This is a genomic window from Thioalkalivibrio sp. XN8 (assembly GCF_011058255.1).
Lineage (GTDB): Bacteria > Pseudomonadota > Gammaproteobacteria > Steroidobacterales > XN24 > XN24.
In genome coordinates this window covers 164,255-190,458 of record NZ_JAALFH010000065.1, presented here as the reverse complement: position 1 = coordinate 190,458, position 26,204 = coordinate 164,255, and the positions used below count along the sequence as shown (strand labels likewise).

Below are 26,204 nucleotides of genomic sequence, written 5' to 3'. Positions count from 1 at the left end.
CGGCCGCCTCGGCCGCCGCCAGGTTTCAGCCCCCCGCGACTGCGGGGATGATCGCCACCACGTCGCCGTCGTCGAGCGGCGTGCTGAGCCCGTCCAGGTGACGGGCATTGCGCGCACCGACGAACACGTTCACGTAGGGTCGAAGTTCCCCTTCGGGCGTCAGCACGCGCGAGATCAGCGCTTCGCGCCCGGCGCCGATGCGCGCCAGCGCCTCGCCCACGGTCGTTGCCTCGATTTCGAGCGCGGCGGCCTGGTCGGCGAAGGGCCGCAGCGGCGGCGGAATCTGTACGGTGACGGTGCTCACTCAGCGGGCTCCGATGACGGCGACCACGGGTTCGGGCCGGTTCAGTCTCATCAACACTACCCGCTCGAAGCGGTCAGTCAACTCCAGCGCGGCCTCGGCAGTGGCCGTCGCCAGCGCGAGCTTCTCCGCGTCGTCCACCATGTTGATCACCGGCACCACCCGGATGTTCCCCGCATCCCTGGCGTCTCCGCAGCCTTTCAGCAGGCCATCCGGGCTCGCCAGCAAGCGTGCCGCGCAGGCCGGGGTGAAAGGTTCGCCGGGCGCGATGCCGACGAGTTCCGCGATTCGCTCGACGCGGTGCGCGATGCGCTCCCCGAGCGGTTCGCCGAGCGCGCGCGCCGACATCACCGGCAGCAGCGTGGTGGTGCCGGGCGGCAGCACCGGCTCGTCCGGCGCCGGGGCCTTGACCCAGCGCATGCGCGCGCCGTCGGCCTTCACCAGCGTGACATCGAAGCCGAGCGCACGGTGCAGCGCCGTGATGCGGGCGCCGGGTACGGCGGCGAGGCGGCCCGGCTTGTCCCCGGCACAGGCATAGGGGACGAAAGGTTGCGGCCCGAGCGCGCGCAGCTCTTCTTCCAGCTGGTCCTCGTTTGCGAGGACGACCTGTCCGCCCAGCGCCTCCGGCGGCGGCAGGGTGCGCACGGTGGTGGTGAAGGCGACGCGCCCGGCATGCCGCGCCGCGATGGCGAACAGCACGCTCTTCTTGCCGCCGGCGCCGGTGGCGCAGACGATGCCCTCGCGCGCGCCCAGCAGTTCCAGCAGGTCGGCACCGCTCATGCCGCGTCGCCCACCGACTGCACCGACAGAATGCGCGGCAGGAAGCCTGCGGCCAGGTGCCAGCTGCGCGCGCCGTCGCGGCTCGCGAACAGGTGCCCGCCCGAGGTGCCGAGATACACGCCGTTTTCGGCGTCGGCATCCATGGCCTCGCGCAGCACCGTGACCCAGGCATGGCTCTGCGGCAGGCCGTTGCTCATGGCAGCCCAGCTGGCGCCGGCGTCGCGGCTGCAGTACACCCGCAGCCGGCCGTCGACCACGGTGCGCATATGCGAGTCGGCCTCCGGCACCTGGTAGAGCGTCTCGGGGTCGCGCGGGTCCACGGCGATGGCGTAGCCGAAGTTGCCCGGCAGGCCGGCGGTGATCTCGACCCAGCTGCGGCCGCCGTCGTCGCTGCGCCAGGTGCCGTGGTAGCACTGCCGATAGAGGCGCTCCGGGCGCCGGGGATGCAGCACCAGCCGGTGGACGTTGTGGCCGGTTTCCGGCAGCGGGTTGGGCAGGTTCTCGGCCCGCACCCCGGCGTTGGCCGGCGTCCAGCTGGCGCCGCCGTCCTCGCTGCGATAAACCCCGCCCGCCGACACCGCGACCCACATCCGGTCCGGGTTGGCCGGGTCGATGCGGATGGAGTGCATCGAGAAGCCGCCACGCGCAGGCTCCCAGGTGTCGCGCGTCGGGTGCTCGTTGAGCGCCGTGACGGGATGCCAGCTGGCGGCGCGGTCGTCGCTGTAGAACAGCCCGGCCGGGTCGATGCCCGCGTACAGCCGCCCCCCGGGGGCCGCGGCCAGGTACCAGATCGACCTCAGTGCCGTATTGTGCAGGCCGGCCGGATGTTGCGGGGCTCCCGGGAGCGACGCCCAGCTGCGCCCGCCGTCCTCGCTGCGGTAGATGTGCGCACCCCAGATCTTGTGGCTTGCCGCAGCGTAGATCACGCCTGGCTCGTGCGGCGGGGCGCAGCAGTGGATGATCTCGTAGCCCGCGATGTGCGGCCCGTCCAGGGTCCAGCCGTCGCCATCGGGCCGGGCGATAAACAGGCCTTTCTGGGTGCCGACCAGCAGCATGCGCTGCGCTTGGCTCATGTCTCCAGCAGCCGCGGCATCAGGTCCACGAGGTTGCAGGGCCGCGTGCGCTTGTCCAGCTGCGCCTCGATGAGCTCGTCCCAGGCCGTGGCGCAGGCGCCCGAGGAGCCTGGCACGCAGAACACGTAAGTGCCGTTGGCCACGCCGGCGACGGCGCGCGACTGGATGGTCGAGGTCTTGATCTGCTGCCAGGAGATCATGCGGAAGATCTCGCCGAAGCCGTCCAGGGTCTTGTCCAGCAGCGGCTGCACGGCTTCCGGGGTGCCGTCACGCCCGGTCACCCCGGTGCCGCCGGTGGTGATGATGGCGTGTACTTGGGGGTCCGCGATCCAGGCCGAGACCAAGGCGCGGATCTGGTAGACGTCGTCGCGCACGATGCGCTTCTCGTGGCAATGGTGCCCGGCCTTGCCGAGACGCTCGACCAGCAGCTTGCCGGACTTGTCCTCGGCCTCGCCGCGGCTGTCGGAAACGGTCAGCACGGCGATGTTGAGCGGGACGAAGCTGCGTTCGGTCATAATTGCGTTCCGGTTGGCCTGGCGGGACGGGCCATTGTAATCGACGCGAACTCGCGGAGGGCCTCTTGGACCGCTTTCGCCTGCGCCCCTGGCTGCTCGTGGTTGCCTGCCTTTTGGCTGGCGCAAGTGGTGTCGTGTCCGCGCAAGACGGCCGCTTCATCGTACTGGCCTCCACGACGTCGACGCAAAACACCGGCCTGTTCTCTCATCTCGTCCCGCTATTCCGCAGCGCTACCGGCATCGACGTCCGCGTGGTGGCGGTGGGCACCGGCCAGGCATTTGCCATCGCCCGCAACGGCGACGCCGATTGCCTGCTGGTCCACGACACGGCTGGCGAGGAGCAGATGGTGGCGGAAGGCTATGCCGCCGAGCGCCGCGACGTGATGTACAATGACTTCGTGGTCATCGGGCCGGCCGGCGATCCCGCCGGCGTCAAGGCCGCCAGCACGGTGGCCGAGGCCTTCCGGATGATCCGCGCCAACGAAGCGATCTTCGCCTCCCGTGGCGACGACAGCGGCACCCACCGCGCAGAACAGCGCATTTGGGAGTCGGCCGGCGGCTTGCCGAAAGCCAGCTGGTATCGCGAGCTCGGCAGCGGCATGGGCGCGACCCTGAACTCCGCCGCGGCAATGGACGCCTACGTGCTGGCCGATCGCGGCACCTGGATCGCCTTTGCCAACCGCCGGGACCTCGAGATCGTGTTCGAGGGCGACCCGGCGCTGTTCAACCAGTACGGCAGCCTGCTGCTCAGCCCCGAGCGGCTGCCCCACCTGAAGCACGACCTGGCGCGGGCCTGGCACGAGTGGCTGGTGTCCGCCGCCGGCCAGTCGGCAATTGCGGATTTCAAAGTGCGCGGCGAGCAACTGTTTTTCCCGAGCGCTCACGCCGAATGACGCGGCGTGTTCTCTCCTGCGCGCTCGGCCCATAGACGGAGCAAGAGGGAATCCCAAGATGAAACAAACAACCTTGCACGTTGCGCTGTGCACGATGCTCGGCGCCGCGCTGGCTTATTACCCGGTCGCTGCTGCTGCGGCCCCCGAGTTCGAGCTACGCGGCCGCCTGCACCTGGATTACGGCATCCACGACAACGACGAACTCGACCTGGATGACGGGTTCAACGTGCGCCGCACCCGCATCGGGATGCAGGGCGTGCTCACGGACGACTGGTCGGCGGTCATCGAATACGACTTCGCCGAGAACGACACCAGCGCGCAGGACGTGGTCCTGCGGCGGAACTGGCGTGGCGGCACGCTGAACATCGGCCACACCAAAGTGCCCCAGGGCATGGAGGAGCTGTCCAGCACCAATACCATGCCCTTCATCGAGCGGCCATCGCCCTCCAACGCCCTGGTGGACGGTTATCGGCTGGGCCTGGGTTACGACTATTTCAGCGGCGCCCTGGGCTTCCAGGGCATGGTCTACGGCCGCGCCATTGGCGATAACGAGCCGGGCGACGATCCCATCGGCATCGGCGCGCGCTTCATGTACGCGCCGCAACTCGATGCGGGCCTGTTACACCTGGGCTTGTCCGTGGCTTACGAGGACGTGCGCGACTACGCCAGCGCGCGTTTCTCCGACCGTCCCGAGGCCCGCGCCGACGGCAACCGGCTGATCGACACGGGCAGCATCAGCGACGTCGAGAGCACCACCAAGTATGGCTTCGAGGCGGCATTCCAGTCCGGGCCGTTGATGGTCCAGGGGGAGTATCTCGGCGTCGGCGTAGGCCGCAGCGCGGGCGCTGAGCCCGATTTCTCAGGCTGGTACGTGCACGGGTCGTGGATGCTCACGGGCGAGACGCGCGGGTATCGTGGCGGCCGCTTCCGTGGCATCACGCCCGGCGACCCGGCACGGGGCGCATGGGAACTGGCGCTGCGCTATAGCAGCATCGACCTGAACGACTCCGGTTTCCAGGGCGGTGAGCAGGACAACATTTCAGTCGGCGTGAATTATTACGCCAACCCGAACGTGCGCTTCATGCTGAACTACATCATGGTGGACGTGCAGGACAGCGATGCCGTAGTGGATGGGCAGGTCGTGGGCGACGAGTCGCCCGACATCCTCATCGGGCGGGCTGCATTTCATTTCTGACTGGTCAAAGGCGCGCAATCCGGCTGGGCCGCGCTCCTTCGGGGCGCGGCTCAGCACAGGCCGGTGAAGGGTTGCACCGTCACTTGCGAGCCTGCGTCCTTGTCGCCGCAATCCTCCGGCAGGACGATGAAGCAGTTGGCGTGCGCCATGGAGCGCAGGATGCCCGACCCCTGCCTGCCCGCCGTCTCGACGCGATAGCTGCCGTCCGCCGCAGTCCGCAGCACCCCGCGCTGGAACTCGCGCCGCCCCGGCTTCTTCTTCAGCCGTGACTCCAGCACCGCGGTGACCAGCGCCGGGGCCTCGGGCGCGGCGACGCCCGAGAGAATGCGCAGCGCCGGCTGCACCAGCTGGTAGAAGGTCACCATCACCGAGACCGGGTTGCCGGGCAGGCCGAAGAACAGCGCGCCCTGGACCCGGCCGAAGGCCACCGGCCGCCCCGGCTTGATGGCCACGGTCCAGAACCCGACGTCGCCGATCTTGTCCAGCGTCTCGGTGACGAAGTCGGCCTCGCCCACGGACACGCCCCCGGAGGTGATGATGGCGTCGGCCTGCGCCGCTGCGAGGTGAAAGGCTTGCTCCAGGTCCTCGCGCGTGTCGCGCACCACGCCGAGGTCGATGACCTCGACCCCGAGGCGGGTCAGCATGCCGAACAGGGTGTAGCGGTTGCTGTCGAAGATCTGGCCCGGGCCGAGCGGCTCGCCGATGGAGGCCAGTTCGTCGCCGGTGGAAAAGAACGCCACGCGCGGGCGGCGGCGCACTTTTACTTCCCCGATGCCCAGCGAGGCGACCAGGCCGAGGTGGGCCGGGCGCAGCAGCACGCCCGGCTCCAGCGCCACGGCCCCGGCCTTCAGGTCCTCGCCCGCCATGCGCACGTTGTCGCCGGGCCGGTGGCCGGCGCCGATGTGCGCATCGTCGCCCTCGCGGCGCACACGTTCCTGCATCACCACCGTGTCGGCGCCGTCGGGCACGGGCGCGCCGGTCATGATGCGCACGCACTCACCGTCGCCGACCGTGCCGGCGAAGGGATGCCCGGCGAACGCGGCGCCGATGACGCGAAAGGCGCGCTCGCCCGCGGTGGGCAGGCCGGCCCCGGCGAGGGCGTAGCCGTCCATGGCGGAGTTGCTGTACGCGGGCACGTCGACGGAGGAATGCACCGGCGCGTAGAGCACGCGGTCCAGGGCGTCGCGCGTGGCTACGCACTCGAAACCCTCCACCGGGCGGATCGCCGCCGTGATCCGCGCCAGTGCCTCATGCAGGGGCTGCGCCGGGTCGTCGTGGCCGCCGCCGCAGCCGGGGTTCTGGTGTTTCATCGCGTGATTCCTGCGGCTGCGAGCTGCGCCTCGACGGCGCGCCGCTCATCCGGGTCGTTGACGTTGACGAAGGTGTCCGGCCGGTCCGAGAAATCCACTTCCGCGAGGCGATGGTGCTCGAACCAGCGGTCGATCTTGCGGCCGCCGCTGGAGAGGTAGGTCTCGAGGCTGTCCCTGAGCTCGCGTTTGACCAGCATGAACACGGGCTGCAGGCGCTCGCCGTCATGCGGCACGGCGATTTCCGCGTCCTCCCGTTCGAGTGCGTCGCGCAGGCGCGGCGCCAGGTCGGGCGGCAGCATCGGGCAGTCGCACGGCGCGGTCATGACCAGCGCCGTGGAGGCCGCGCGCATCCCTGCCGCCAGCCCCGCCAGCGGCCCGAGGAAGCCGGTGTCGTCGTCGCGCACCACGGGCCAGCCGAAGCCGGCGTAGCGATCGAGGTTGCGGTTGGCGTTGACCACCAGCCATTCCACCTGCGGCGCCAGCGCCGCCAGCACATGGGCGATCATGGGCCGCCCGGCGAGCTGCACCAGGCCCTTGTCCTGGCCGCCCATGCGCGTGGCGCGGCCGCCGGCGAGGATCACCGCGGTGATGGGCAGTCGTGTGTCTTGCGCGTCCATGGGGTCTGCATGATAGCGGGCCGGCCGGCAATGTTAAGGATTTTTGGTGCCGGCTGCGTGCCGTCTCAGAGCGGCAGGCCGCCGCCGATGAAGCTGGCGGCGGCCGGCGTCGCGGGGCCGGCGAAGAAGGCATGCGCTGCATCGTGCTCCAGCAGGCGGCCGCGATGCAGGAACATGACCTCGGTGGCAAGTCGCCGCGCCTGGCCGATGTCATGCGTGGTCATGATGATCCGTGTCCCGCGCGCCTCGACGGCGCGCACCAGCGCCTCGATCGCCGCAGTCGCTTCCGGGTCGAGATTCGCAGTGGGCTCGTCCAGCAACAGCACCTCGGGCTCGAGCGCCCAGGCGCGGGCGATCGCAAGACGCTGTTGCTCGCCACCAGACAGGGTCCGGGCGGGCTGCCGCGCCCGGTCTTCCAGGCCGGCCACGGCAAGCGCACGGCGGGCCTGCTCCCTGCGCTGGGCGCGCGGCATGCCATGCACTGCCAGGGCATGCGTCAGGTTGGCCAGGGTCGAGCGTCGCAGCATCACCGGGCGCTGGAAGACCATGCCTTGCCGCCGCCGTGCCCGCGCGGGACTCAACCCGGCCCAGCTGATGCGCCCCGACGCCGGGGCCAGCAGCCCGTGCAGCAGCCGCAGCAGCAGGCTCTTGCCCGAGCCGTTGGGGCCGAGAATGACGGTGCGCGCCCCGCCGCGAATGGTGAAACTGACGTTGTCGATGATCTGCTTGCCGCCGGCGGCAAAGCCGACCCCGTGCACCTCGAGCGGCATGAGGGGATGCGCGGCTGGCGCCTGGTCCGTGCTGGCCGCGCGCCTGTCGTGGGTTGCCCGGACCTCAGCCATGCTGCCGCTCCCCCATGCCGGCCAGGATGCTGGCCGCGGCGTTCACCGCGGCCGCGAGCACGATGAGGATCATGCCGAGCGCCAGGGCCAGGGCCAGGTTGCCCTTGCTGGTCTCCAGCGCGATGGTGGTGGTCATCACGCGCGTGTGATGCAGGATGTTGCCGCCGACGATGAGCACGGCGCCGACCTCGGCGATGGCGCGGCCGAAGCCGGCCAGGACCGCGGTAAGGAGGCGGAAACGCCCGTCCCACAACAGCGTGGCGACGCTGTCGAGCGGCCCGGCGTCGAGCGAGCGCAGGTGCTCGCCGTATTCCTCGTGCAGGTCTTCCACCACCTGGCGGGACAGGGCGCTGACGATCGGCGCCACCAGGATGAACTGCGCGATGATCATCGCGGTCGGCGTGAACAGCAGCCCGAACTCGCCGAGCGGCCCCGCACGCGACAGCAGCATGTACACCACCAGCCCGACCACCACCGGCGGCAGGCCCATCAGTGCGTTCATCATGACGATGACGGCGCGCCGGCCGGGAAAGCGCAGCATGCCGACGGTGGCCCCCAGTGGCAGCCCGAACAGCGCCGCCAGGGCCACCGACGACAGGCTCACATAAAGGGACAGCAGCACGATCTCGACCAGTTCCGGGTCGAGGCTCAAAACCAGCTGGGCCGCCATGGCAAAAGCGGCGGAAAAGTCATTCATCGTGTCGGCGGATATTTCCTGCTGCCGGAGTCAGGCGCGCCGGCTGGCGCGCCCGGGTGGGGCCGGGTACCTGGATCATGCAAAGCCAGTGCCATCAGGGCACTTGCGGTAAGGATCGGTTACCATGGCCGAGCCCAGTCCCTGCATCCAGGGGAAAATCTGACGCAGTGCGACATTTTGCGCCGGCTCTCCGGGCGCCTTGCGCAATTCTGACGCACCAGTTAGCCTTCGCCACCCTCTTGCCAAGGCACCGCCTTCCACGGGAACAACCTTTTGCAACTCGCAGCAGACAACCAGGCCAGTGACCTCAGGGGCGCGTCGGTGCTCATCGTCGGCGGCGGTCCCGATTTCCGCAGCCAGCTGCGCCAGGCCATGCGCCGCCACGTGGCGCTGGTGGATTCCGCCGAGGGCGCGCTGAAGGCCAGCCAGCTGATGGCGCGCTGCCATTTCGGCTTCCTGGTGGTGAATGCCGAGCTGCCGGACGCGGCCGCAGTGGACTGGCTGGACGAACTGGCGCGCGAGGGCGTGCAGGTCCGCGCCGCCGTGCTGGCCGAGCCCGGCCAGGCGCCCGGCCTGCAGCAGGCGCTGGCCGGCCGGACGGCGGCGGTACTGACCCGCCCGCTGGAGCTGGACGCCCTGCTCGAGGCCCTGCGGCGCCTCGGCGTCCAGGCGGCCGAGCCGGCTGCGGCGCCCCGGCTCCAGGCGCGGGACGGCATCGTGCGGGACCGCGACCTGGTTGGGGACAGTCCCCAGATGTGCGAGGTGCGCGACCTGGTCCAGCGCATCGCGCCGCTGCCGGGCACGGTGCTGATCGAGGGGGAGACCGGCACCGGCAAGGAACTGGTGGCGCGGTGGCTGCACGTGCTGAGCATGCGCCGCGGGCAGTTCGTCGCGGTCAACTGCGGCGCGATCGCGCCGGAGCTGCTGGAGAGCGAACTCTTCGGCCACACCAAGGGCGCTTTCACTAGCGCCCACCAGGAGCGCGAGGGCCTGTTCGTGGCGGCGCGCGGCGGCACGCTGTATCTCGACGAAATCAGCGAGATGCCGTTCTCGCTGCAGGTAAAGCTGCTGCGGGTGCTGGAGGAGGGCGCGCTGCGTCCCGTGGGCGGCGACCGCGAGGTGCCGGTGGACGTGCGCGTGCTGGCCTCGACGCAGCACGAACTGCCGGCCCTGGTGCAGGAGCGACGTTTCCGCGAGGACCTCTATTTCCGGCTCAACGTGGCGCAGGTCAACCTGGCGCCCCTGCGCGACCGGGTCGAGGACATCGCCGTGCTCGCGGCGCATTTCATGGGGCGCCTGTCCGCCACGCTCGGCGTGGCGCCGCTGCCGCTGACGCCCGAGGCCATGCAGCGCCTGCAGCGTTACCGCTGGCCCGGCAACGTCCGCGAGCTGAAGAACTTCATCGAGCGCAGCCTGATGCTCGGCGGGCTGGCCCTGGACCAGCTCCGCATCCTGCCGGAGCCCGACCCGGTCGACAGCGGGGCGTATCCGCTCGACTGGACCCTGGAGCAGGTCAAGCAGCATCACATGGCGCGGGTGCTGCGCGCCGTCGGCGGCAACAAGTCCGCGGCCGCACGCCGGCTCGGCGTATCCCGCAAAACGCTCGAACGCCGCCTGCCCGGCGGCGGTCACGACAACGACACGGCCTGAGCCGGCCGGCTCAGCGCCCGCATCCGACCACGAACCCAACCTGAAGGAGTACAGCCATGAGCGCATTGAACGAGGACAAGTTCAACCTCGAGATCCGCAAGTTCCTGAAAGTCGTCGGTATCACCTCCCAACGGGAAATCGAGCAGGCGGTCCGCGCGGCGGTCGAAGCGGGCCAGCTCGGCGCCGGCGACAGCGTCGCGGCGAAAGTCACGCTCGAGCTGCCCGGGCTCGGCGTGCACCAGGTGATCGACGGAAAGCTCGAGCTCGCCTGACTTGCGGGCCATGGCGCCCGCCGCAGGGCGGGCGCCGTGGCAGCTACACCGGCCAGACCAGGTTGCCGGTCTCGCTGAAGTCGTAGCCGCCGAATTTCTGGGCCAGCCGGTGGCACTCCGAGCCGCGCAGGTAATCCACCATCTTCTGGAACAGGGTGCGGAAGAACATGCGCCGGTGCATGGCGAAGTCGAAGGCTTCCCAGCCGATGGGCATGAAGTCCAGCCCGAACTCGGTGGCGGCAGCGCGGACGCCGATGCCGACGTCCGCGTAGCCCATCGCGATGGCGGAGGCGGCGTCACGCTCCGAGTAAGCGCGCGTCGAGCCCCGGCGCGAGGCCGGGTCGAGGCCGTGGCGGGCGATCAGTTCCTGCAGGAAGCGCCGCGATCCGGCGCCCTCCTGGCGCATTACCCATTGCTTGTCGCGGGAGAACAGTTCCTCGGGGTCGCTGCCCGCCAGGGCCGGGGCAACCATCAGGCCCTGCTCGCGCAGGAAGCCCCGCACCAGCACCCAGTCGTGATGCTGGGGGTACTGGCGCAGGAGGGCGGGATGGCGCTGGCGGCTCTCCTCGGCCGGTCCCCAGTGAATTCCGCAGATGTCCGCCCGGCGCCGCGCCAGCAGCGACAGGCCGAGCTGGGTCCCGGTGGACGTGTAACTGATCAGCGCCTTGGCCTGGACCTCGTTGGCAATCTGCATGATGACCCGGTAGATCAGCGGGTCGTCGCTGCCGGCCAGCAGCATGCGGTCCGCCAGCAGGCCGCCATGGCTCGATTCCAGCAGCCACTGGTCCACCAGGTCCCGGGGAAACAGCCATTTGCCCGTAACCTTGCTGGCCGGGATGATACCGTCGGCCACCAGGGCATAGATCTTTTTCTCGTTGACCTGCAGGTAGCGCGCCACCTGCCGCACGCTCATGAAACGCGGCAGCTCCTCGTCCGGCCGGCGACCGGCGGCGGCTTCGGCTGCGACGTCTTCCAGCCGGTCTTCGAATGTCGCCATCTCCATCCCTCCGGGGGTTGCCGGCGGGGGCCTCGCGAGCGCGCCCCGGTGCTTGAGTCATGCAAGAAACATTCCGTATCCTTCTGCGGTCCGGACCTGGTCCGCTGCCGGCCGAGCGGGTCGCGGGGCAAGCTGGTACCCTTGCCGGTCCGGCCCCCTGCATTGTCCGGCCCCCGAGTTCAGCGGATTCTTATGCGACCTACACCACAGCTCAGCATTCCCGTCGGCGTCGTGCTGGCGCGCAAGCTTATCCAGCGTTCGGGCTGGAACCTGGTCAACTGGGAAGGCGTGGCCGTGCTGGTGGGCGAGCGTTTCGCCGCCGGCGAGGCACGGCGGGTCCCGCTGCGCGACAGCGAGGATGCGACCCAGTACCTGTGGGACGGCCTGCGCCTGGAGCTCTATCGGGACGCCGCCGAAACCTACTGGTTCAACCTGACGGGGGCCCGCCCGTCGCTGTTCATCGTCTGCAGCGAGGACGAGAACGGCGAGCTCGAACCGATCGACGTCACCGCCGACCATGCCGAATCGACCAGTGCGGTCGAGGCGGACTACAAGGTCTTCTCCGTGCCGATCCCGCCCGAGGTTGTCGGGCAGCTCGAGGAGTTCGTCATGACCCACTTCAAGCCGCGGCCGAAACGCAAGCGCAAGCGCGAAGACTGGACCGGCGACAGCCCGCAGTGACCCTATGAACGAGAAACCCTTCTGGACGCCTCCGGAGCCCGAGCCGGCGCCGGAGGAGAAGCCCGCCGACGAAGCCTTCCTGAACCGCTGGTCGCGGCTCAAGGCGGACGAGGCCGCGCGCCGCCGGGAAGCCCCGGCGCAAGAGCCCGCGCCCGCACCCGAGGAGACCGCGCCGCCGGCCGGGACGGACGAGGCCGCAGCGGAGCCGCCGGGCGAGGAAGCGTTGCCGCCGCTCGAGGCGCTGGACGAGAACTCGGACTACAGCGGCTTCATGTCGCCGAAGGTCAGCGGTGCGCTGCGCAAGCAGGCGCTGCGCAAGCTGTTCCGCAGCCAGAAGTTCAACTATATCTGCGAGCTCGACGACTACATCGACGACTACACCAGCTTCCCCGTGCTCGGCGACATCATTACTGCCGATATGAAGCATGCCGCGGAGCAGTTGTTGAAGAAGCAGCTTGAGGCGGCCGAGGGCGAAGCTGCGGCAGTGGCTGCCGCGACGGACGACTCCGGGGACACGGAGGCCGCGGCGCCGCCCGACGAGCCTGCCGAGGGGGCGGGCGAGGAGCCTGCCGCAGGACCAGACACCAGCGAGGATAAGCAACGTGACGCTTGAGCTTCCTGCCACGACCGAGGCCGGGCGCGCCCGCGCCCAGGTGCTGGCGCAGCCCGCCCTGATCGAGGGCGCGCCGACTTCGATCGTGACCTACCAGTCCAGCGGCCGCCTCGTCATTATCGGCGAAGAAGAGGCGGCGCTGGCGGCGGCGCGGCGCCTGGGCGCCGCGGTGCCCAGCACCCTCCTGGTCCCCGGGGACACGGCGCCGGAGCCGTCCAAGGTGGACGAGTTCGTGGTCGTGCGCGGCGGCCGGCCCTCGGTCGAGGGCCGCCTGGGCCGGTTCCTCGTCAATCTCGCCACCGGCGATGACACCGTCTCGCTGGCCGAAGCCGCCGGGGCGGCCACGCCCCATTTCGACCTGGTGCTCGACCTGTGCGATCCGCCGCTGTTGCCGCACGAGGTGCCGCCCGTGGGCTACTACGCCGGCGGGGGCAGCGAGGGCGCGCTGGAGCGGGCGCTGGCCGAGATCCCGGAAATGCGCGGCGAGTTCGAAAAGCCGAAGTACTTCAACTATGACCCTTCGATTTGCGCCCATGGCAACAGCGGCCTGAAGGGCTGCACCCGTTGCATCGACGCCTGCCCGACCATCGCCATCACCTCGATCGGCGAGAAGGTGAGCGTGGACCCCTACCTCTGCCAGGGCGCCGGCAGCTGCGTCGCGGCCTGCCCGAGCGGGGCGATGAGCTATGCCTTCCCGGCGGTCAACGACCTCCTGGGCCACCTCAAGCAGTTGCTGGCGGGTTTTGCCGCCGCGGGCGGCAGCGACCCGGTGCTACTGCTGCACGACGCCTGGTCGCGCGACGCGCTGGAGAACCGGCTCGGCCCGGCGATGCCGGAGAACATCCTGCCCGTCGAGATCGAGGAGATCGGCTCGCTCGGGCTGGACGCCTGGCTGGCCACGCTGGCCTACGGGGCCCGCGCCGTCGTGATCGCCGTGACCCGGGGCGCTCCGGCCCGCATGGTCGGCGAGTTGCGGACCCAGGTCGGCTTCGGTCGCGCCCTGCTGGAAGGGATGGGCTATGCGCCCGCCAGCCTGACGGTGATCGACACCGCGGCGGCGGAGGCGGATCCGGAGGCCTGGTGGCAGGCCCTGCCGGAGCGCGCCGTGTGCAAGCCGGCCAAGTTCGCCTGCCCCGACGACAAGCGGGGCATCCTGCGGCTGGTGATCGAGCATCTCTACCGCCACGCCCCGTCGCCGCGCAAGACCGTGGACCTGCCGGCCGGGGCGCCTTTCGGCGAGATCCGGGTGGACCGGGACGCCTGTACGTTGTGCATGAGCTGCGCCAGTGTCTGCCCGGTGGCGGCCATCAACGCCGGCGGCGACCTGCCGCAGCTGAAGTTCACGGAATGGAACTGCGTCCAGTGCGGCCTGTGCGAGAAGGCCTGCCCCGAGGATGCGATCACCCTGAAACCGCGCTTCCTGTTCGACGCCGAGCTGCGCCAGCAGCCCCGCGTGCTGCATGAAGAGCAGCCGTTCTGTTGCATCTCCTGCGGCAAGCCTTTCGCCACCCAGTCGATCCTCGACAACATGCTGAAAAAGCTGGAGGGGCACTGGATGTTCCAGGACGAGGCCTCGAAGCGGCGCCTGCAGATGTGCGATCACTGCCGGGTGAAAGACATGTTCAAGTCCGGCCGGCAGGGCGGCGGCCCGCCGATGGCTTGAGGCCAAGCCTGGTACAAAAATAACCTATTGGGGTGACAAAAAGTCTCACTCGATGAGAGAGGCGCGGCGAGAGCTCTGCGTATTAGTCCTTCCTGGCGCCGATTTTCCAATAAACACTGGCCTGATAGTTGCAAATGAATGACCATAGTGAAAACCAAGAGCACACGATGACCGAGGCCAGCGCGGAGCTGGGGATGGACGCAGCGCAGGGCGGGACGGCACCGGCCGTGACTGCCGAGGACCAGCTGCGCGCCAACACCTGGAGCCTGCTGGCCCAGCTGCTCGGGCGGTCCCCGGACGAGCGGCTCCTCAGCGTTCTCGGCGAGATCAACGCCGAGGGGGCGGAGAGCGACGACCTGGTCGGCGCTGCCTGGCGGATGCTCGCCCAGGCCTCCGGCCGCAGCTCGCCGGCGGAGCTTGCCGACGAGTACCAGGACCTGTTCATCGGCGTCGGCCGGGGCGAACTGGTGCCCTACGGCTCGTGGTACCTCACTGGATTCCTGATGGAAAAGCCCCTGGCGCGGCTTCGCGACGAGCTGCGCTTCCTCGGTTTCGAGCGCCAGGACGGCGTGAGCGAGCCCGAGGATCACGCCGCCGCCCTGTGCGACGTGATGGCCATGATCATCACCGGCGAAGAGCCCGCGACCCTCGAGTCGCAGGCCGGCTTCTTCGACCGACACATTTCGCCCTGGATGGGCCGGTTCTTCCGCGATATGCAGCAGGCCCCGTCGGCGCGGTTCTACCGTGCGGTGGGCCAGCTCGGGGAACAGTTCATCCAGGTAGAGAAACGGTATCTCAGCGAATTCCTGGCGACGCCGACGGCGAAGCCGAGCGTGAGCTGAGTTGGATCAGTTCGATTGGAGCGGACTCAAGTGGAGAGCACAATGAGCCTGAAAGCAAAAGCGGAAACTAACGGCAGGCGCCGGTTCCTGAAGGGTATTGCGATGGCGGGCGGCGCCACCGCAGTCGCCATGGCTACCGGTAACGCGGTCGCGGCCCCCGTCGTGGAGGCCCCGGTGTCCAAGCCCGAGCCAAGCAAGGGCTACCACGAGACGCCGCACATCCGGACCTACTACCAGAGGGCCCGTATCTGATCCCCCGGGATTGGATGCGTACCCCCACCGGTCACAAAGCGGAGAATCGGCGATGAAGCTGACCAAGAAATCCAACCATTCCTCGAATACGACAGGCGCCCTGAGCGGCGTGCTCGGTCGCGCGGTCGATCGTCGCGCCTTCCTGCGCAGCACCGGCCTGGCGCTCGGCGCCGGCGCGATCGCGACCGCCCTGCCGCCGGCCATGATGAAGCGCTCCCAGGCCAACGCCGTCGAGCGCAAGTTCGTCAGCGGCCCGGTCGAAGTCAAGCGCTCGATCTGCACCCACTGCTCGGTGGGCTGCGGCGTGATTGCAGAAGTGCAGAACGGCGTCTGGTCCGGCCAGGAGCCGGACTTCGACTCCCCGCTGAACCTCGGCGCGCACTGCGCCAAGGGCGCCTCGGTGCGTGAGCACGGTCACGGGGAGCGCCGCCTGAAGTACCCGATGAAGATGGTCAACGGCAAGTGGGAACGCCTGACGTGGGACCAGGCCATCGACGAGATCGGCGACCGCCTGACGGGTATTCGCGAGCAGTACGGCCCCGACTCCGTGATGTGGGTCGGCTCGGCGAAGTTCAGCAACGAGGGCGCGTACCTGTATCGCAAGATGGCGGCCATGTGGGGCACGAACAACGTCGACCACCAGGCCCGCATCTGTCACTCGACGACCGTCGCCGGTGTGGCCAACACCTGGGGCTACGGCGCGATGACGAACTCCTACAACGACATGCACAACTCCAAGTGCATCTTCTTCATCGGCAGTAACGCCGCCGAGGCCCACCCGGTGTCGATGCAGCACGTGCTGCGCGGCAAGGAGAACGGGGCCCGGGTCATCGTGGCCGACCCGCGCTTCACGCGCACCGCCGCCCACGCCGACCAGTTCCTGCGCCTGCGGCCGGGCACCGACGTGCCGCTGATCTACGGCCTGCTCTGGCACATCTTCGAGAACGGCTGGGAGGACAAGGAGTACATCCAGCAGCGCGTGGCCTTCATGGACGAGATCCGCGCCGAGGCCGCCAAGTGGACCCCGGACGTGGTCGAGAACGTCACCGGCATCCCCGGCGACGAGGTCAAGAAGGCCGCCCAGACCATGGCCGAGCATCGCCCCGGCACCATCGTGTGGTGCATGGGCGGCACCCAGCACACCGTCGGCAACAACAACACGCGCCTCTACAGCGTGCTGCAGCTGGCGCTGGGTAACGTCGGCAAGTCGGGTGGCGGCGCCAACATCTTCCGCGGCCACGACAACGTGCAGGGCGCCACCGACCTGGGCGTGCTGGCCGACACCCTGCCGGGCTACTACGGCCTGGCCGAGGGTTCGTGGAAGCACTGGGCGCGGGTCTGGGGCCTCGACTTCGAGTGGATCAAGTCCCGCTTCGACCAGGCGAGCTACGCCGACGGCAACAAGATGGTGCCGGCCATGAACCTGAAGGGCATCACGGTGTCCCGCTGGTTCGACGGCGCCAACGAGACGGACGAGAACGTGTCCCAGAAGTCGGCGCTGAAGGCCCTCTTCATGTGGGGCCATGCCCCGAACAGCCAGGTTCGCGGCGCCGAGCAGAAGAAGGCGCTCGAGAACCTCGATCTGGTGGTGGTGGTCGATCCCTATCCGACCCACACCGCCGTGCTGCCCGACCGGAAGAAGGAAGGCATGTACCTCCTGCCGGCCTGCACGCAGTTCGAGACCTACGGCTCGCGTACGGCGTCCAACCGTTCGCTGCAGTGGGGCGAGAAGATCATCGAGCCGCTGTTCGAGTCGAAGCCCGACCACACCATCATGTACATGCTGGCGAAGAAGCTCGGGTTCCACGAGCAGATGTTCAAGAACATCCAGGTCAACGGCAACGAGCCGCTGGTCGAGGATGTCACCCGCGAGATCAATCGCGGCATGTGGACCATCGGTTACACCGGCCAGAGCCCGGAGCGGCTGAAGCTGCACCTCGAGAACAAGCACACCTTCAACCCGACCACGCTGAAGGCCGAGGGCGGCCCCTGCGACGGCGACACCTACGGCCTGCCGTGGCCGTGCTGGGGCACGCCGGAGTTCAAGCATCCGGGCACCCATGTGCTGTACGACACCAGCAAGCATGTGAAGGAAGGCGGCCTGAACTTCCGCGCCCGGTTCGGCGTGGAGTACGAGGGTGTCAACCTGCTGGCCGAGGACTCCTACAGCAAGGGTGCGGAAATCCAGGATGGGTATCCGGAATTCACCGCCGACATGCTGAAGCAGCTCGGCTGGTGGGACGACCTGACCGAGGAAGAGAAGGTCGCCGCCGAGGGCAAGAACTGGAAGACCGACCTCTCGGGCGGTATTCAGCGCGTCGCCATCGAGCATGGCTGCGCCCCGTTCGGCAATGCCAAGGCCCGCTGCAAGGTCTGGAACTTCCCGGATCCGATCCCGGTCCACCGCGAGCCGCTCTACGCGTCGCGGCGCGACCTGGTCGAGCAGTACCCGACCTACCCGGATCGGAAGGCCTTCTGGCGCCTCCCGGCACGGTACGCCTCGATCCAGTCCCAGGACTTCTCCAAGGACTTCCCGCTGATCCACACCAGCGGTCGCCTGGTGGAGTACGAGGGCGGCGGCGAGGAGACCCGCTCCAACCCGTGGCTGGCCGAGCTGCAGCAGGACATGTTCGTCGAGATCCACCCGGCGGACGCGAACGACCGCGGCATCAAGGACGGCCAGTGGGTCTGGATGGACGGCCCGGAGGGCGGCAAGATCAAGCTCAAGGCCATGATCACCGAACGCGTGGGCCGCGGCGTGGTGTTCACGCCGTTCCACTTCGGCGGCTGGTTCGAAGGCAAGGACCTGCTCTCCAAGTATCCGGAAGGGACGCACCCGTACGTGCGTGGGTCGGCGTGTAACGACGCCTTCACCTATGGCTACGACTCGGTCACCAATATGCAGGAGACCAAGACGTCCCTCTGCCAGATTCGCCCGGCGTAAGGAGTTAACTCACCATGGCGAAAATGAAGTTTCTTTGTGATTCCGAGCGCTGCATCGAGTGCAACGGCTGTGTGACCGCCTGCAAGAACGAGCACGAGGTGCCCTGGGGCGTAAACCGTCGACGCGTGGTTACGCTCGACGACGGCGCGCCGGGCGAGAGCTCGATCTCCGTGGCCTGCATGCACTGCTCCGACGCGCCCTGCGCTGCGGTCTGCCCGGTGGACTGCTTCTACACCACCGACGACGGCATCGTGCTGCACGACAAGGACCTCTGCATCGGCTGCGGCTACTGCTTCTACGCCTGCCCCTTCGGCGCGCCGCAGTACCCGCAGAAAGAGGCCTTCGGTATTCGCGGCAAGATGGACAAGTGCACCTTCTGCGCCGGCGGCCCCGAGTCCGACAACTCCGAGACGGAGTACGAGAAGTACGGGCGCAACCGCATCGCCGAGGGCAAGCTGCCGCTGTGCGCCGAGATGTGCGCGACCAAGGCGCTGCTGGCGGGTGATGGCGACATGGTCGCCGACATCTATCGTGAGCGCGTGCTGAAGCGCGGCGGCCGCCCGCAGACCTGGGGCTGGGAGACGGCTTACAAGCAGGCCTGAGCGCGCTGCACCAAGGGGCGGGGCGGCTCCGGCCGCCCCGCGCCGAAGCTGGAGAACAACGATGAAATCACTCACACTGGCTCTTTCGGCGGCTGCCCTGCTGGCGCTCGCCGGCTGCTCCGACGTCACTGTGTACGAGCCGGGTGTCTACAAGGGTGCCAGCGATCCGCTGGTCGAGGACCTCAGGTCGGAAGAACTGAGGGCGGAACTCGACAAGCGCATGGAAAAGCAACGCGACCGCTAGCCAGCTAGCCTACACGACGGGAGGAATCCACGTGACGGTCGAAAGAACTCAACCGGGTACCGAGGGAAGGAAGCAGCGCAAGCTCCGGCGCGCGTTGTGGACGGTGGCTCTCGTCCTCGGGTTATCAATGGTCCTGCCCCTCACCGGCATGTTGCTGACCAGCGACACGACCGGCCAGGCCCTCGCCCAGCAGCAACAGGCCCAGGAGGAGGCGGCTGCGGTGGCGAAGGAAGAGCAGCAGCGCAGGGACTTCTGGCGCGCGGCGCGCGAGGGCACTGCGGGCTACACCGCGGTCTCGGGACAGGAAACCAACGTCCTTATCCAGAGCGAAGGGGAGGTCTGGCGCGCCGTCCGCGAAGGCCCGATCATGCGCTATGGCGGCATCGGGCTGTTGGCCGTGCTCGGCGCCATCATCCTGTTCCACCTCATCGCGGGCACGGTAAAGCTGGAGCAGCGCTCCGGCCGCACCATCACCCGCTGGACGCTGTTCGAGCGGGTCATCCACTGGTACACCGCCATCCTGTTCATCATCCTGGGCATCACCGGCCTGAGCCTGTTGTTCGGGCGCACGGTGATGATGCCGTGGATGGGCAAGGAAGCGTTTGCCGCCTTTGCGAACGTCGCCAAGCCGGTCCATGACTGGCTCGCCGTGCCCTTCGCCGTCGGCCTGGTGCTGATGATGGTGCCGTGGATCAAGGAGAGCCTGCCCAAGGCCTACGATTTCGCCTGGCTGAAGATGGGCGGCGGTTACTTCGATCGCAGCAAGCATCCGCCGGCCGGGTTCGTCAACGCGGGCGAGAAGATCTGGTACTGGCTGCTGTTCTTCGGCGGCATCGTGCTGCTGGTCTCCGGCTTCTTCCTGCTGTTCCCGAACTTCGGCTGGGAACGCGGCACCATGCAGCTGGCGCACATCGCGCACGCCGTGAGCGGGGTCGCCCTGATCGCCTTCTCCCTCGGCCACATGTATCTCGGTACCCTGGGTAACCAGGGCACGCTGGAGGGCATGATCAGCGGCGAGGTGGACGAGCTCTGGGCGAAAGCCCACCACAACCTGTGGTACGAAGAGGTCATGAAGCACGGCAACCCCAAGGAAGCTTCCAGGGGCGCCGGCGCGGGCCAGCCGCTCACGACCTGAGCCCTGCTGTCAGCAACGATCCGAGCGGGGGCGCCTTGGCGCCCCCGCTCATTTTCCGGACTGGCCTTTTCATTTCTTTCGAGGCATCTTTGCCGTGATGAGCGCGATTGCAACGATCCGATCAGCCACCCGGCCGGTGGCGCTCCTGCTGGCCCTGGGGGGCATCGCGGCCGCGCTCCCGGCCGAGGCGGTGGACCCGCGCGGCTGGGACGGCCGCCTCGAGACCATGCATGATTACGCGGCGCCCGCGAGCGAGGGCAAGACCGGGCTGATGCACGCCGCGGGCGACGGCGACCTCGCACTGGCGCGGCAGTTGCTGGCGGCCGGGGCCGGGGTGGACGACCGCAACGCCAACGGGGGCACGGCGCTGATGTACGCGGTATCGGCGGGTGACGTCGCCATGGCGCGACTCCTGCTGGAGGCCGGCGCCGACCCGAACGCCCGGGCGCGCATCGGCTGGACGCCGCTACTCGTCGGCGCGGCGAAGGGGCGCGCGGATGCGATCAAGCTGCTGCTCGATGCCGGGGCCGATGCGGCCGATGCCGACGCTTACGGCTGGACGCCGCTGATGCGCGCAGTGTCCGCCGGCCATGTGGCGGCGGTGGATGCACTGCTCGGTTCGGAGCGCGCCAATCTCGAGGCCCGGGAAGAGTCCGGCGCGACGGCCCTGCACATCGCGGCCGGGCGGGGCTATACCGAGATCGTGCGGCGGCTGCTGGATGCCGGCGCGGAAGCGTCGGCGGCCGACGGCGCCGGCAGGACGCCGGCGGACGTGGCGCGCCTGCAAGGGCATGGCGAAGCCGCGGCGCTGCTCACCGGGCGGGTACACCGTCCCGGTTGACCCGGGCGCTCAGCAGACGTTGGTGTTGAGGCTGTAGGTACCGAGGGGCAGCACCTCGGTGTCGGGACCGACCGGCGCGCGGATGTCCCTGACCTGGTGCTGCAGTTCGAGCTGGAAAGCGAACTTCTCGAAGAAACGCTCGAACATGTCGCCGCCGTACATGCCGAGCGCGCGGATCTCGCCGGTGGCCTCGTCCAGGCCGAGATCGACCGCGGCCAGCGGTTGCGGTGCCGGGCCGCCGAGCACGCGGCAACCCTCCGCCGGGTCGTACACGCTGCCCTCGGAACAGCAGTAGATCACCTGTTCGCGGTGCGCCAGCTTGAACTCCTGGTCGGTATAGGTCATCTGCTCGTGGCGATAGTTGATGAAGCTGACCGAGGGTGTGGGGTAGCTCATCCGGTGGGCACAGATCGCCGAGAAGGCGACGATGGAGCGGTCCGGCCCGATGCCCCCGCGCCAGTTGTACTTGCGGCCGTCGTCCATCTCCAGGCCCTCACGGGGCAGGGCGGGCTTGCCGAGGTTCAACAGGAAGCAGGGCGTACTCACATAAGGGTAATGAAAGACGTAGTTCTCCCCCACGACCAGGTCTTCCAGCCGCAACGGCCGGCCGCTGTTGTGCAACAGCCGGGCGGGCGTGTTGTGGCTGCGCTCGGCCGGGGTGCGGGCGAGCAGCGAAGGACTGCTGGCCACCAGTGCGCCGGTGCTGGCGCACAGCTTGAGAAAACCTCGGCGGGAAACGGAGTCTCCGGACATTGATCGAGCCCTGCTGAATCGCTACCGGGAAATGCTAACACCCGGCCGCGACACGGCAACAGGTGGATGGGGCCCGGCGCCCGGACTAGCCGTCCCGGTTGGCAGTTCGGCGTCGCAGCGTCATCGGATGCTCGACCTTGCGCGCCTTGTCGACCAGGTGCATGAGCGAGAGCCAGGGATGGCGCAGCATCATCCGCGGCCCCGCGTAGCGCATGATCTCGCGGGCCAGTTCGCGTTGGGCGCGCTTGTAGCAATGGATCGGGCACCGGGCGCAGGTCGGCTTGTCCTCGCCGTAGGGGCACTTCTCGAGGCGCCGGTGGGCGTACTCGAGGAAATCGTTGCAGTCGGTGCAGATCCCGTGATGATCGATATCCCCGCCATGCTGGTCGCGGCACCAGATTTCCACCATGCGCTGCATGGTCAGGAACTCCCGGCTCAGGCGGCCCGGGAGCGGCGGCAGGTGGGGGCCGGGGATCATGTGCTGGCGCTGCTCATTCATGCGAAAAATACTCATCTATTCCCGCAGCCGGATCAATAGGCGTTGTCCGCAGTCTGCGGCGGCAACCATTCCAGCGGCGGTTCCTGCACCAGCGCGAGCTGCTCGCGCAGCGACAGCACGTGCTCGTCCCAGTAGCGGGGGGTGCCGAACCACGGGAAGGCGATGCGGAAGGCCGGATCCTGCCAGCGGCGGGCGATCCAGGCGGCGTAGTGCATGATCCTGAGGCTGCGCAGCGGCTCCACCAGCCGGAGTTCGGCCAGGTCGAAGCGCCGGAACTCGAGGTAGCCGGCCAGCAGTTCGGCGAGCTGGGGTTCCTGCTCGGCGCGCTCCCCGGAGAGGAACATCCACAGGTCCTGGACGGCGGGACCCGAGACGCAGTCGTCGAGATCGACGATCCGCACCTGGCCGTCGTGGACGAGCACGTTGCCGGGGTGGAAGTCGCCGTGCAGGCGGATTTCCCGGGGCTGCACCAGCGCCCAGGCGTCTTCCACCGCCGCCAGCAGGTCGCGGCACAGGCTCTCGTAAGCGGGCCGCAGCGGCTCCGGCAGGAAGCCGTGCTCGAGCAGGAACCGGCTGGACTCGGTGCCGAGACGCGCCGGCGTGAGGCGAGGCCGGTGGACGAAATCGCGCAGCTCGCCGCAGAGGTGCAGCCGTCCCACCAGGCGCCCGACCTGGCGCAACAGGCCGAGGTCGTCCAGCTCCGGTTCCCGCCCCGCGACGCGTGGCGAGACGCTGAAGCGGAAGGCGGCGTGCCGGTGCAGGCTGCTGCCGGCCCGGCGCAGCGGCGGCACGACAGGCACGTCACGCTCCGCCAGCTCGGCAGCGAAGTCGTGTTCCTCCTGGATCGCGGCATCGCTCCAGCGTCCCGGCCGGTAGAACTTCGCCACCACGGGCGACCCTTCGTCGAGCCCGACCTGGTACACCCGGTTCTCGTAACTGTTCAGCGGCAGCAGGCGGCCGTCGCACCGCAGTTCCAGGCTCTCCACCGCCGCGAGGATGTCGTTTGGCTGCAGGTCCTGGTAAGCGAGGGTATCGTCGCGTGCTTCGTTCATGGCCGTTGTAGGGTGGCGAGCAGGGGAGCAGGACTATAGCAGCCGGCGCGCGGCATGCTGCATCGCGACCAATTCGCATCCCCGCCGCCAAGCGTGTATGTTCGGCGCACCGGGCTCCGGCCCCGCCCCCAGGAGTGTGCAGCGATGGCGTCAGGCCCACGGCAGCGGCAGGCGGGGGCGATGAGCCGTCGCGCCTTCCTCCAGGCTTCGGGCGGCGCAGCCGGCGGCGCCTGGCTCGCCCTCCAGGCGCCCGCGGTACTGGCTGCGGCGCAGGCGGCCGTGGCGGCCAGGGCGGCCGGCCAGCCCTTCCGCCATCTCGGCGCGGCCGAGGCGCGCGGCCTGGAAGCGGTGACGGCGCGCATCATCCCGAGCGACGAGACGCCGGGCGCGCGGGAAATGGAGGTCGTCTATTTCATCGACCAGGCGGTCGGCGGCTTCATGGCGGCGGAGGCAGACACCCTCCGGCAAGGCATGGCGTCGCTCGACGCGCTGGCGGTCGAAACCGGCGGTCGCCCCTTCGCGGACCTGCCGCCGGGGGCGCAGGACGCGCTCCTGCCGCAGGTCGAAGACACCTCCTTCTTCAGCGTGCTGCATTTCCTGACCGTCGCCGGCGCGTTCGCCCTGCCGACCTACGGCGGCAATCGCGATCACCTCGGTTGGCAGCTCATCGGCTTCGAGCACCGCCACGCCTGGGCGCCGCCCTTCGGCCACTATGACGCCGAGGCCATGGGGCAGGAGCTGCCGGCGTCCGGCCATGGCAAGAGCCACGACCATGGCTGAGCAACCGCGTTTCCCGCTGCGCGAGCCGGTGGATTTCGTGATCATCGGGTCGGGTTCCGCCGGCGGCATCCTGGCGCGCGAGCTGTCGGTGGCGGGGTTCACGGTCGTGGTGCTGGAGCAGGGGCGTTACCGGCGTACCCACGAGTTCACGCACGACGAGCTGGCGATCGCTTTCCACGACGAGTACCTCGGCGGCCAGCGGGGCGGCGATCCGCAGAGCTTCCGCCACGACGCCGGCGAGGCAGCGGCGGTGCCGGAGATCCCGCCGGCCTACTACGCCCGCATGGTCGGCGGCAGCAGCGTGCATTTCTCCGCCAACTTCTGGCGGCTGCGGCCCGTGGACTTCAAGGAGCGCAGCCTGCTGGGCGGCATCGAGAATGCCGACCTCGCCGACTGGCCGCTCGACTACGAAGAGCTGGAGCCCTACTACACGCGCGTCGACTGGGAGATCGGCGTGTCCGGCGCGCCCGGGCCCTTCGACCCGCCGCGCTCGCGGCCGTATCCCCTGCCGCCGATGCCGAACAAGTCTTCGGGTGTGCTGCTGGAGAAGGGCGCCCGCGAGCTCGGCCTGCATCCGCAGGTGGCGCCGGTGGCGATCCTGTCGCAGCCGTTCAACAACCGCGCCTCGTGCGTCCACTGCGGCTTCTGCATGGGTTTCGGCTGCGAGATGGGCGCCAAGTCCTCCACCCTGGTGACCATGATCCCGCAGGCGGAAGCGACCGGGCGCTGCGAGATCCGCCCGCAAAGCACCGTGCACCGGATCGAGACCGACGCGCGGGGACGGGCCAGCGAAGTGCTGTACTACGATGCCGGGGGACAGGAGCAGGCACAGCGGGCGAAGGCCGTGATCGTCGCCGCCAACGGCGCGGAGACGCCGCGGCTGTTGCTGATGTCGGCGTCGGGGCGGTTCCCCGACGGGCTGGCCAACGGCAGCGGCCTGGTCGGCCGCAACCTGATGTTCAATGCGCACTCCTCGACCTACGCCTGGTTCGAGCAGCCGCTCAACGACTACAAGAGCGTGCAGTGCAGCCGCATCGTGCATGACTTCTACGAGTCCGACCCGAAGCGCGGCTTCTACGGCGGCGGCGCCATCGATGCCCGGCCTTTCTTGAGCGCCTCGCCGATGCTCTATGCGCTCACCGGCTTGCCGCCGGACACGCCGCGCTGGGGCGCCGGCTTCAAGCGCGACCTGGCCTACGGCTTCACCCGCAGCATGATGCTCGCCGCCAGCACCACTTCGCTGGCCATGGACCGCAACAACATTACGCTGGACCCGGAGCTCAAGGACCGCTACGGCCGGCCCGCCATGCGGGTCACCTACAACGACCACCCGCATGACCTGGCCATGGCGACTTTCCTGCAGGACTGGGCGGAGCGCATCGTGGCGGCCGCCGGCGCCGAGAAGATCTGGCGCAAGCCGGTCGGGCCGGAGACGATCGGGGCGCACCTGCTGGGTACCTGCCGGATGGGCGACGACCCGGCCCGCGCCGTGGTCGACCGCTACCATCGCAGCCACGAGATCCCGAACCTGTTCATCTGCGACGGCTCGAGCATGGTCACCTCGGGCCGCGGACAGCCCACCATGACCATCATGGCGCTGGCTTTCCGGGCCGCGGAGCACATCGGCGAGTTCGCCCGCCGCGGCGAGATCTGAGGCGACACGGAGGCATCGAGGCATGAACGCACGCACCATTTCTTTCCTGGCGGGATTACTGCTCGCCTGCACCGCTGTCGCCGGCGAGGTCGAGTTCCACCCGGCGCCCGGCGACACCGACGGCCGGTGGCCCTTCTCCGAGGCGGTCCGCGCGGGCGACCTGCTGTTCCTGTCCGGCATGCTGGGGAACAGGCCGGGCACCAGCGAGCTGGCCCCGGGGGGCATCCAGCCCGAGACGCGCCAGACGCTGGAGAACATCCGCGCTGCCGTGCTGCGCCATGGCGGCTCGATGGACCGGGTCGTCAAGTGCACGGTCTTTCTCGCCGACATGGGCGAGTGGGCGGCGATGAACGAGGTCTACCGGGAGTTCTTCCCGGTGAATCGGCCGGCCCGCAGCGCGCTGGGCGTCAACGGCCTCGCGCTGGATGCCCGGGTCGAAATCGAGTGCATCGTGGCGCTCGGAAAATAAATCATTGTTTTTGCTCGCGCTGTGCTATAGTGCGCGCA

Annotated in this window: 29 protein-coding genes; 17 read left to right on the top strand and 12 right to left on the bottom strand. The window is 69.0% G+C overall.

What is annotated here, in order from left to right; translation table 11 throughout:
* Positions 1 to 25: 25 nt before the first annotated feature.
* The 4 genes from G6N75_RS11035 to moaB are packed head-to-tail and all read right to left on the bottom strand — an operon-like array spanning position 26 to position 2,669.
* Complete coding sequence (locus G6N75_RS11035) at positions 26 to 304, bottom strand: MoaD/ThiS family protein (protein WP_165348408.1); 279 nt, start codon at positions 302 to 304, stop codon at positions 26 to 28.
* Positions 305 to 1,081: a selenium cofactor biosynthesis protein YqeC gene (gene yqeC, locus G6N75_RS11030; protein WP_165348407.1), complete on the bottom strand. Its 777-nt coding sequence runs from the start codon at positions 1,079 to 1,081 to the stop codon at positions 305 to 307.
* Entirely contained in the window at positions 1,078 to 2,154 is a 1,077-nt protein-coding gene (locus tag G6N75_RS11025; RefSeq protein ID WP_165348406.1) for a hypothetical protein, read from the bottom strand. Before G6N75_RS11025 ends, yqeC begins: the two co-directional genes overlap by 4 nt.
* Positions 2,151 to 2,669: a molybdenum cofactor biosynthesis protein B gene (gene moaB, locus G6N75_RS11020; protein ID WP_206203081.1), complete on the bottom strand. Its 519-nt coding sequence runs from the start codon at positions 2,667 to 2,669 to the stop codon at positions 2,151 to 2,153. The genes G6N75_RS11025 and moaB overlap by 4 nt, the downstream gene beginning before the upstream one ends.
* Before the next feature lie 134 nt (positions 2,670 to 2,803).
* Between moaB and G6N75_RS11015 the strand changes: the two genes are divergently transcribed.
* Both G6N75_RS11015 and G6N75_RS11010 read left to right on the top strand, forming a co-directional pair.
* Positions 2,804 to 3,562: a substrate-binding domain-containing protein gene (locus G6N75_RS11015; protein ID WP_346765525.1), complete on the top strand. Its 759-nt coding sequence runs from the start codon at positions 2,804 to 2,806 to the stop codon at positions 3,560 to 3,562.
* Positions 3,563 to 3,620: 58 nt separating this feature from the next.
* Positions 3,621 to 4,757: a porin gene (locus G6N75_RS11010; RefSeq protein WP_165348405.1), complete on the top strand. Its 1,137-nt coding sequence runs from the start codon at positions 3,621 to 3,623 to the stop codon at positions 4,755 to 4,757.
* 50 nt (positions 4,758 to 4,807) lie between these two features.
* Here the strand turns inward: G6N75_RS11010 and glp are convergent, their stop codons facing one another.
* The 4 genes from glp to G6N75_RS10990 all read right to left on the bottom strand — a co-directional run bounded on the left by glp (position 4,808) and on the right by G6N75_RS10990 (position 8,223).
* Positions 4,808 to 6,067 (bottom strand): gephyrin-like molybdotransferase Glp, encoded by a 1,260-nt coding sequence (glp, locus tag G6N75_RS11005; protein WP_165348404.1) that lies wholly within the window; start codon positions 6,065 to 6,067, stop codon positions 4,808 to 4,810.
* Entirely contained in the window at positions 6,064 to 6,684 is a 621-nt protein-coding gene (gene mobA / locus G6N75_RS11000; protein WP_165348403.1) for a molybdenum cofactor guanylyltransferase MobA, read from the bottom strand. The genes glp and mobA overlap by 4 nt, the downstream gene beginning before the upstream one ends.
* A gap of 65 nt (positions 6,685 to 6,749) precedes the next feature.
* The gene (locus tag G6N75_RS10995) at positions 6,750 to 7,526 is read right to left on the bottom strand and encodes an ATP-binding cassette domain-containing protein (protein ID WP_165348402.1); all 777 of its coding nucleotides are present in this window, start codon (positions 7,524 to 7,526) and stop codon (positions 6,750 to 6,752) included.
* A complete protein-coding gene (locus tag G6N75_RS10990; RefSeq protein ID WP_165348401.1) occupies positions 7,519 to 8,223 on the bottom strand; it encodes an ABC transporter permease in 705 nt (234 codons plus the stop codon). The genes G6N75_RS10995 and G6N75_RS10990 overlap by 8 nt, the downstream gene beginning before the upstream one ends.
* 273 nt (positions 8,224 to 8,496) lie before the next feature.
* Here G6N75_RS10990 and G6N75_RS10985 point away from each other — a divergent pair, with 273 nt between their 5' ends.
* Both G6N75_RS10985 and G6N75_RS10980 read left to right on the top strand, forming a co-directional pair.
* Positions 8,497 to 9,873, top strand: a complete 1,377-nt coding sequence (locus G6N75_RS10985) for a sigma-54 dependent transcriptional regulator (RefSeq protein ID WP_165348400.1) — start codon at positions 8,497 to 8,499, stop codon at positions 9,871 to 9,873.
* Positions 9,874 to 9,929: 56 nt separating this feature from the next.
* Complete coding sequence (locus G6N75_RS10980; protein WP_206203080.1) at positions 9,930 to 10,145, top strand: DUF6494 family protein; 216 nt, start codon at positions 9,930 to 9,932, stop codon at positions 10,143 to 10,145.
* Between the two features lie 43 nt (positions 10,146 to 10,188).
* Here G6N75_RS10980 and G6N75_RS10975 read toward each other — a convergent pair whose 3' ends face one another.
* Positions 10,189 to 11,142 carry a helix-turn-helix transcriptional regulator gene (locus G6N75_RS10975; protein ID WP_165348399.1) on the bottom strand — a complete coding sequence of 318 codons (954 nt, stop codon included), beginning with the start codon at positions 11,140 to 11,142 and terminating at the stop codon, positions 10,189 to 10,191.
* A 192-nt stretch (positions 11,143 to 11,334) separates the two neighbouring features.
* Here G6N75_RS10975 and G6N75_RS10970 point away from each other — a divergent pair, with 192 nt between their 5' ends.
* From G6N75_RS10970 to G6N75_RS10925, 10 genes are all read left to right on the top strand, one after another.
* Positions 11,335 to 11,823 (top strand): DUF3305 domain-containing protein, encoded by a 489-nt coding sequence (locus tag G6N75_RS10970; RefSeq protein ID WP_165348398.1) that lies wholly within the window; start codon positions 11,335 to 11,337, stop codon positions 11,821 to 11,823.
* 4 nt (positions 11,824 to 11,827) lie between these two features.
* Positions 11,828 to 12,436, top strand: a complete 609-nt coding sequence (locus G6N75_RS10965) for a DUF3306 domain-containing protein (protein ID WP_165348397.1) — start codon at positions 11,828 to 11,830, stop codon at positions 12,434 to 12,436.
* On the top strand, positions 12,426 to 14,099 hold the full coding sequence (locus tag G6N75_RS10960) for a 4Fe-4S binding protein (RefSeq protein WP_165348396.1): 1,674 nt from the start codon (positions 12,426 to 12,428) through the stop codon (positions 14,097 to 14,099). Before G6N75_RS10965 ends, G6N75_RS10960 begins: the two co-directional genes overlap by 11 nt.
* A 167-nt stretch (positions 14,100 to 14,266) precedes the next feature.
* On the top strand, positions 14,267 to 14,941 hold the full coding sequence (locus G6N75_RS10955; protein WP_206203079.1) for a molecular chaperone TorD family protein: 675 nt from the start codon (positions 14,267 to 14,269) through the stop codon (positions 14,939 to 14,941).
* A 42-nt stretch (positions 14,942 to 14,983) separates the two neighbouring features.
* Positions 14,984 to 15,193, top strand: a complete 210-nt coding sequence (locus G6N75_RS10950) for a twin-arginine translocation signal domain-containing protein (RefSeq protein ID WP_165348395.1) — start codon at positions 14,984 to 14,986, stop codon at positions 15,191 to 15,193.
* 52 nt (positions 15,194 to 15,245) lie between these two features.
* Positions 15,246 to 18,137 carry a formate dehydrogenase subunit alpha gene (locus G6N75_RS10945; RefSeq protein ID WP_165348394.1) on the top strand — a complete coding sequence of 964 codons (2,892 nt, stop codon included), beginning with the start codon at positions 15,246 to 15,248 and terminating at the stop codon, positions 18,135 to 18,137.
* Positions 18,138 to 18,151: 14 nt separating this feature from the next.
* Positions 18,152 to 18,739 (top strand): formate dehydrogenase FDH3 subunit beta, encoded by a 588-nt coding sequence (fdh3B, locus tag G6N75_RS10940; RefSeq protein ID WP_165348393.1) that lies wholly within the window; start codon positions 18,152 to 18,154, stop codon positions 18,737 to 18,739.
* 61 nt (positions 18,740 to 18,800) lie between these two features.
* Positions 18,801 to 18,983 (top strand): hypothetical protein, encoded by a 183-nt coding sequence (locus tag G6N75_RS10935; RefSeq protein ID WP_165348392.1) that lies wholly within the window; start codon positions 18,801 to 18,803, stop codon positions 18,981 to 18,983.
* Positions 18,984 to 19,110: 127 nt separating this feature from the next.
* Positions 19,111 to 20,118: a formate dehydrogenase subunit gamma gene (locus G6N75_RS10930; protein ID WP_165348391.1), complete on the top strand. Its 1,008-nt coding sequence runs from the start codon at positions 19,111 to 19,113 to the stop codon at positions 20,116 to 20,118.
* Between the two features lie 97 nt (positions 20,119 to 20,215).
* Positions 20,216 to 20,959 (top strand): ankyrin repeat domain-containing protein, encoded by a 744-nt coding sequence (locus tag G6N75_RS10925; RefSeq protein WP_165348390.1) that lies wholly within the window; start codon positions 20,216 to 20,218, stop codon positions 20,957 to 20,959.
* Positions 20,960 to 20,968: 9 nt separating this feature from the next.
* On the opposite strand, the gene G6N75_RS10920 is transcribed toward G6N75_RS10925, so the two are convergent.
* The 3 genes from G6N75_RS10920 to G6N75_RS10910 form a co-directional block, all read right to left on the bottom strand.
* Complete coding sequence (locus G6N75_RS10920) at positions 20,969 to 21,712, bottom strand: twin-arginine translocation signal domain-containing protein (protein WP_165348389.1); 744 nt, start codon at positions 21,710 to 21,712, stop codon at positions 20,969 to 20,971.
* Positions 21,713 to 21,797: 85 nt separating this feature from the next.
* Complete coding sequence (locus G6N75_RS10915) at positions 21,798 to 22,211, bottom strand: nitrous oxide-stimulated promoter family protein (RefSeq protein WP_240901081.1); 414 nt, start codon at positions 22,209 to 22,211, stop codon at positions 21,798 to 21,800.
* Positions 22,212 to 22,243: 32 nt separating this feature from the next.
* On the bottom strand, positions 22,244 to 23,263 hold the full coding sequence (locus G6N75_RS10910; RefSeq protein WP_165348388.1) for a serine/threonine protein kinase: 1,020 nt from the start codon (positions 23,261 to 23,263) through the stop codon (positions 22,244 to 22,246).
* 180 nt (positions 23,264 to 23,443) lie between these two features.
* Between G6N75_RS10910 and G6N75_RS10905 the strand changes: the two genes are divergently transcribed.
* From G6N75_RS10905 to G6N75_RS10895, 3 genes are read left to right on the top strand one after another with little or no spacing between them, the layout of a single operon-like run.
* Complete coding sequence (locus G6N75_RS10905) at positions 23,444 to 24,043, top strand: gluconate 2-dehydrogenase subunit 3 family protein (protein WP_165348387.1); 600 nt, start codon at positions 23,444 to 23,446, stop codon at positions 24,041 to 24,043.
* Complete coding sequence (locus G6N75_RS10900; RefSeq protein WP_165348386.1) at positions 24,036 to 25,697, top strand: GMC family oxidoreductase; 1,662 nt, start codon at positions 24,036 to 24,038, stop codon at positions 25,695 to 25,697. The genes G6N75_RS10905 and G6N75_RS10900 overlap by 8 nt, the downstream gene beginning before the upstream one ends.
* Before the next feature lie 22 nt (positions 25,698 to 25,719).
* Positions 25,720 to 26,166 (top strand): RidA family protein, encoded by a 447-nt coding sequence (locus G6N75_RS10895; RefSeq protein ID WP_165348385.1) that lies wholly within the window; start codon positions 25,720 to 25,722, stop codon positions 26,164 to 26,166.
* Positions 26,167 to 26,204: the final 38 nt, after the last annotated feature.

What these genes read in the sequence shown, in the direction of transcription:
- yqeC (WP_165348407.1), bottom strand. Translation starts at nt 1,081, where the DNA reads ATGAGCGGTGCCGACCTGCTGGAACTGCTGGGCGCGCGCGAGGGCATC.
- G6N75_RS11025 (WP_165348406.1), bottom strand. Translation starts at nt 2,154, where the DNA reads ATGAGCCAAGCGCAGCGCATGCTGCTGGTCGGCACCCAGAAAGGCCTG.
- moaB (WP_206203081.1), bottom strand. Translation starts at nt 2,669, where the DNA reads ATGACCGAACGCAGCTTCGTCCCGCTCAACATCGCCGTGCTGACCGTT.
- G6N75_RS11010 (WP_165348405.1), top strand. Translation starts at nt 3,621, where the DNA reads ATGAAACAAACAACCTTGCACGTTGCGCTGTGCACGATGCTCGGCGCC.
- glp (WP_165348404.1), bottom strand. Translation starts at nt 6,067, where the DNA reads ATGAAACACCAGAACCCCGGCTGCGGCGGCGGCCACGACGACCCGGCG.
- mobA (WP_165348403.1), bottom strand. Translation starts at nt 6,684, where the DNA reads ATGGACGCGCAAGACACACGACTGCCCATCACCGCGGTGATCCTCGCC.
- G6N75_RS10995 (WP_165348402.1), bottom strand. Translation starts at nt 7,526, where the DNA reads ATGGCTGAGGTCCGGGCAACCCACGACAGGCGCGCGGCCAGCACGGAC.
- G6N75_RS10990 (WP_165348401.1), bottom strand. Translation starts at nt 8,223, where the DNA reads ATGAATGACTTTTCCGCCGCTTTTGCCATGGCGGCCCAGCTGGTTTTG.
- G6N75_RS10980 (WP_206203080.1), top strand. Translation starts at nt 9,930, where the DNA reads ATGAGCGCATTGAACGAGGACAAGTTCAACCTCGAGATCCGCAAGTTC.
- G6N75_RS10975 (WP_165348399.1), bottom strand. Translation starts at nt 11,142, where the DNA reads ATGGCGACATTCGAAGACCGGCTGGAAGACGTCGCAGCCGAAGCCGCC.
- G6N75_RS10970 (WP_165348398.1), top strand. Translation starts at nt 11,335, where the DNA reads ATGCGACCTACACCACAGCTCAGCATTCCCGTCGGCGTCGTGCTGGCG.
- G6N75_RS10965 (WP_165348397.1), top strand. Translation starts at nt 11,828, where the DNA reads ATGAACGAGAAACCCTTCTGGACGCCTCCGGAGCCCGAGCCGGCGCCG.
- G6N75_RS10955 (WP_206203079.1), top strand. Translation starts at nt 14,267, where the DNA reads ATGACCGAGGCCAGCGCGGAGCTGGGGATGGACGCAGCGCAGGGCGGG.
- G6N75_RS10950 (WP_165348395.1), top strand. Translation starts at nt 14,984, where the DNA reads ATGAGCCTGAAAGCAAAAGCGGAAACTAACGGCAGGCGCCGGTTCCTG.
- G6N75_RS10945 (WP_165348394.1), top strand. Translation starts at nt 15,246, where the DNA reads ATGAAGCTGACCAAGAAATCCAACCATTCCTCGAATACGACAGGCGCC.
- fdh3B (WP_165348393.1), top strand. Translation starts at nt 18,152, where the DNA reads ATGGCGAAAATGAAGTTTCTTTGTGATTCCGAGCGCTGCATCGAGTGC.
- G6N75_RS10935 (WP_165348392.1), top strand. Translation starts at nt 18,801, where the DNA reads ATGAAATCACTCACACTGGCTCTTTCGGCGGCTGCCCTGCTGGCGCTC.
- G6N75_RS10930 (WP_165348391.1), top strand. Translation starts at nt 19,111, where the DNA reads ATGGTCCTGCCCCTCACCGGCATGTTGCTGACCAGCGACACGACCGGC.
- G6N75_RS10925 (WP_165348390.1), top strand. Translation starts at nt 20,216, where the DNA reads ATGAGCGCGATTGCAACGATCCGATCAGCCACCCGGCCGGTGGCGCTC.
- G6N75_RS10920 (WP_165348389.1), bottom strand. Translation starts at nt 21,712, where the DNA reads ATGTCCGGAGACTCCGTTTCCCGCCGAGGTTTTCTCAAGCTGTGCGCC.
- G6N75_RS10915 (WP_240901081.1), bottom strand. Translation starts at nt 22,211, where the DNA reads ATGAATGAGCAGCGCCAGCACATGATCCCCGGCCCCCACCTGCCGCCG.
- G6N75_RS10910 (WP_165348388.1), bottom strand. Translation starts at nt 23,263, where the DNA reads ATGAACGAAGCACGCGACGATACCCTCGCTTACCAGGACCTGCAGCCA.
- G6N75_RS10905 (WP_165348387.1), top strand. Translation starts at nt 23,444, where the DNA reads ATGAGCCGTCGCGCCTTCCTCCAGGCTTCGGGCGGCGCAGCCGGCGGC.
- G6N75_RS10900 (WP_165348386.1), top strand. Translation starts at nt 24,036, where the DNA reads ATGGCTGAGCAACCGCGTTTCCCGCTGCGCGAGCCGGTGGATTTCGTG.
- G6N75_RS10895 (WP_165348385.1), top strand. Translation starts at nt 25,720, where the DNA reads ATGAACGCACGCACCATTTCTTTCCTGGCGGGATTACTGCTCGCCTGC.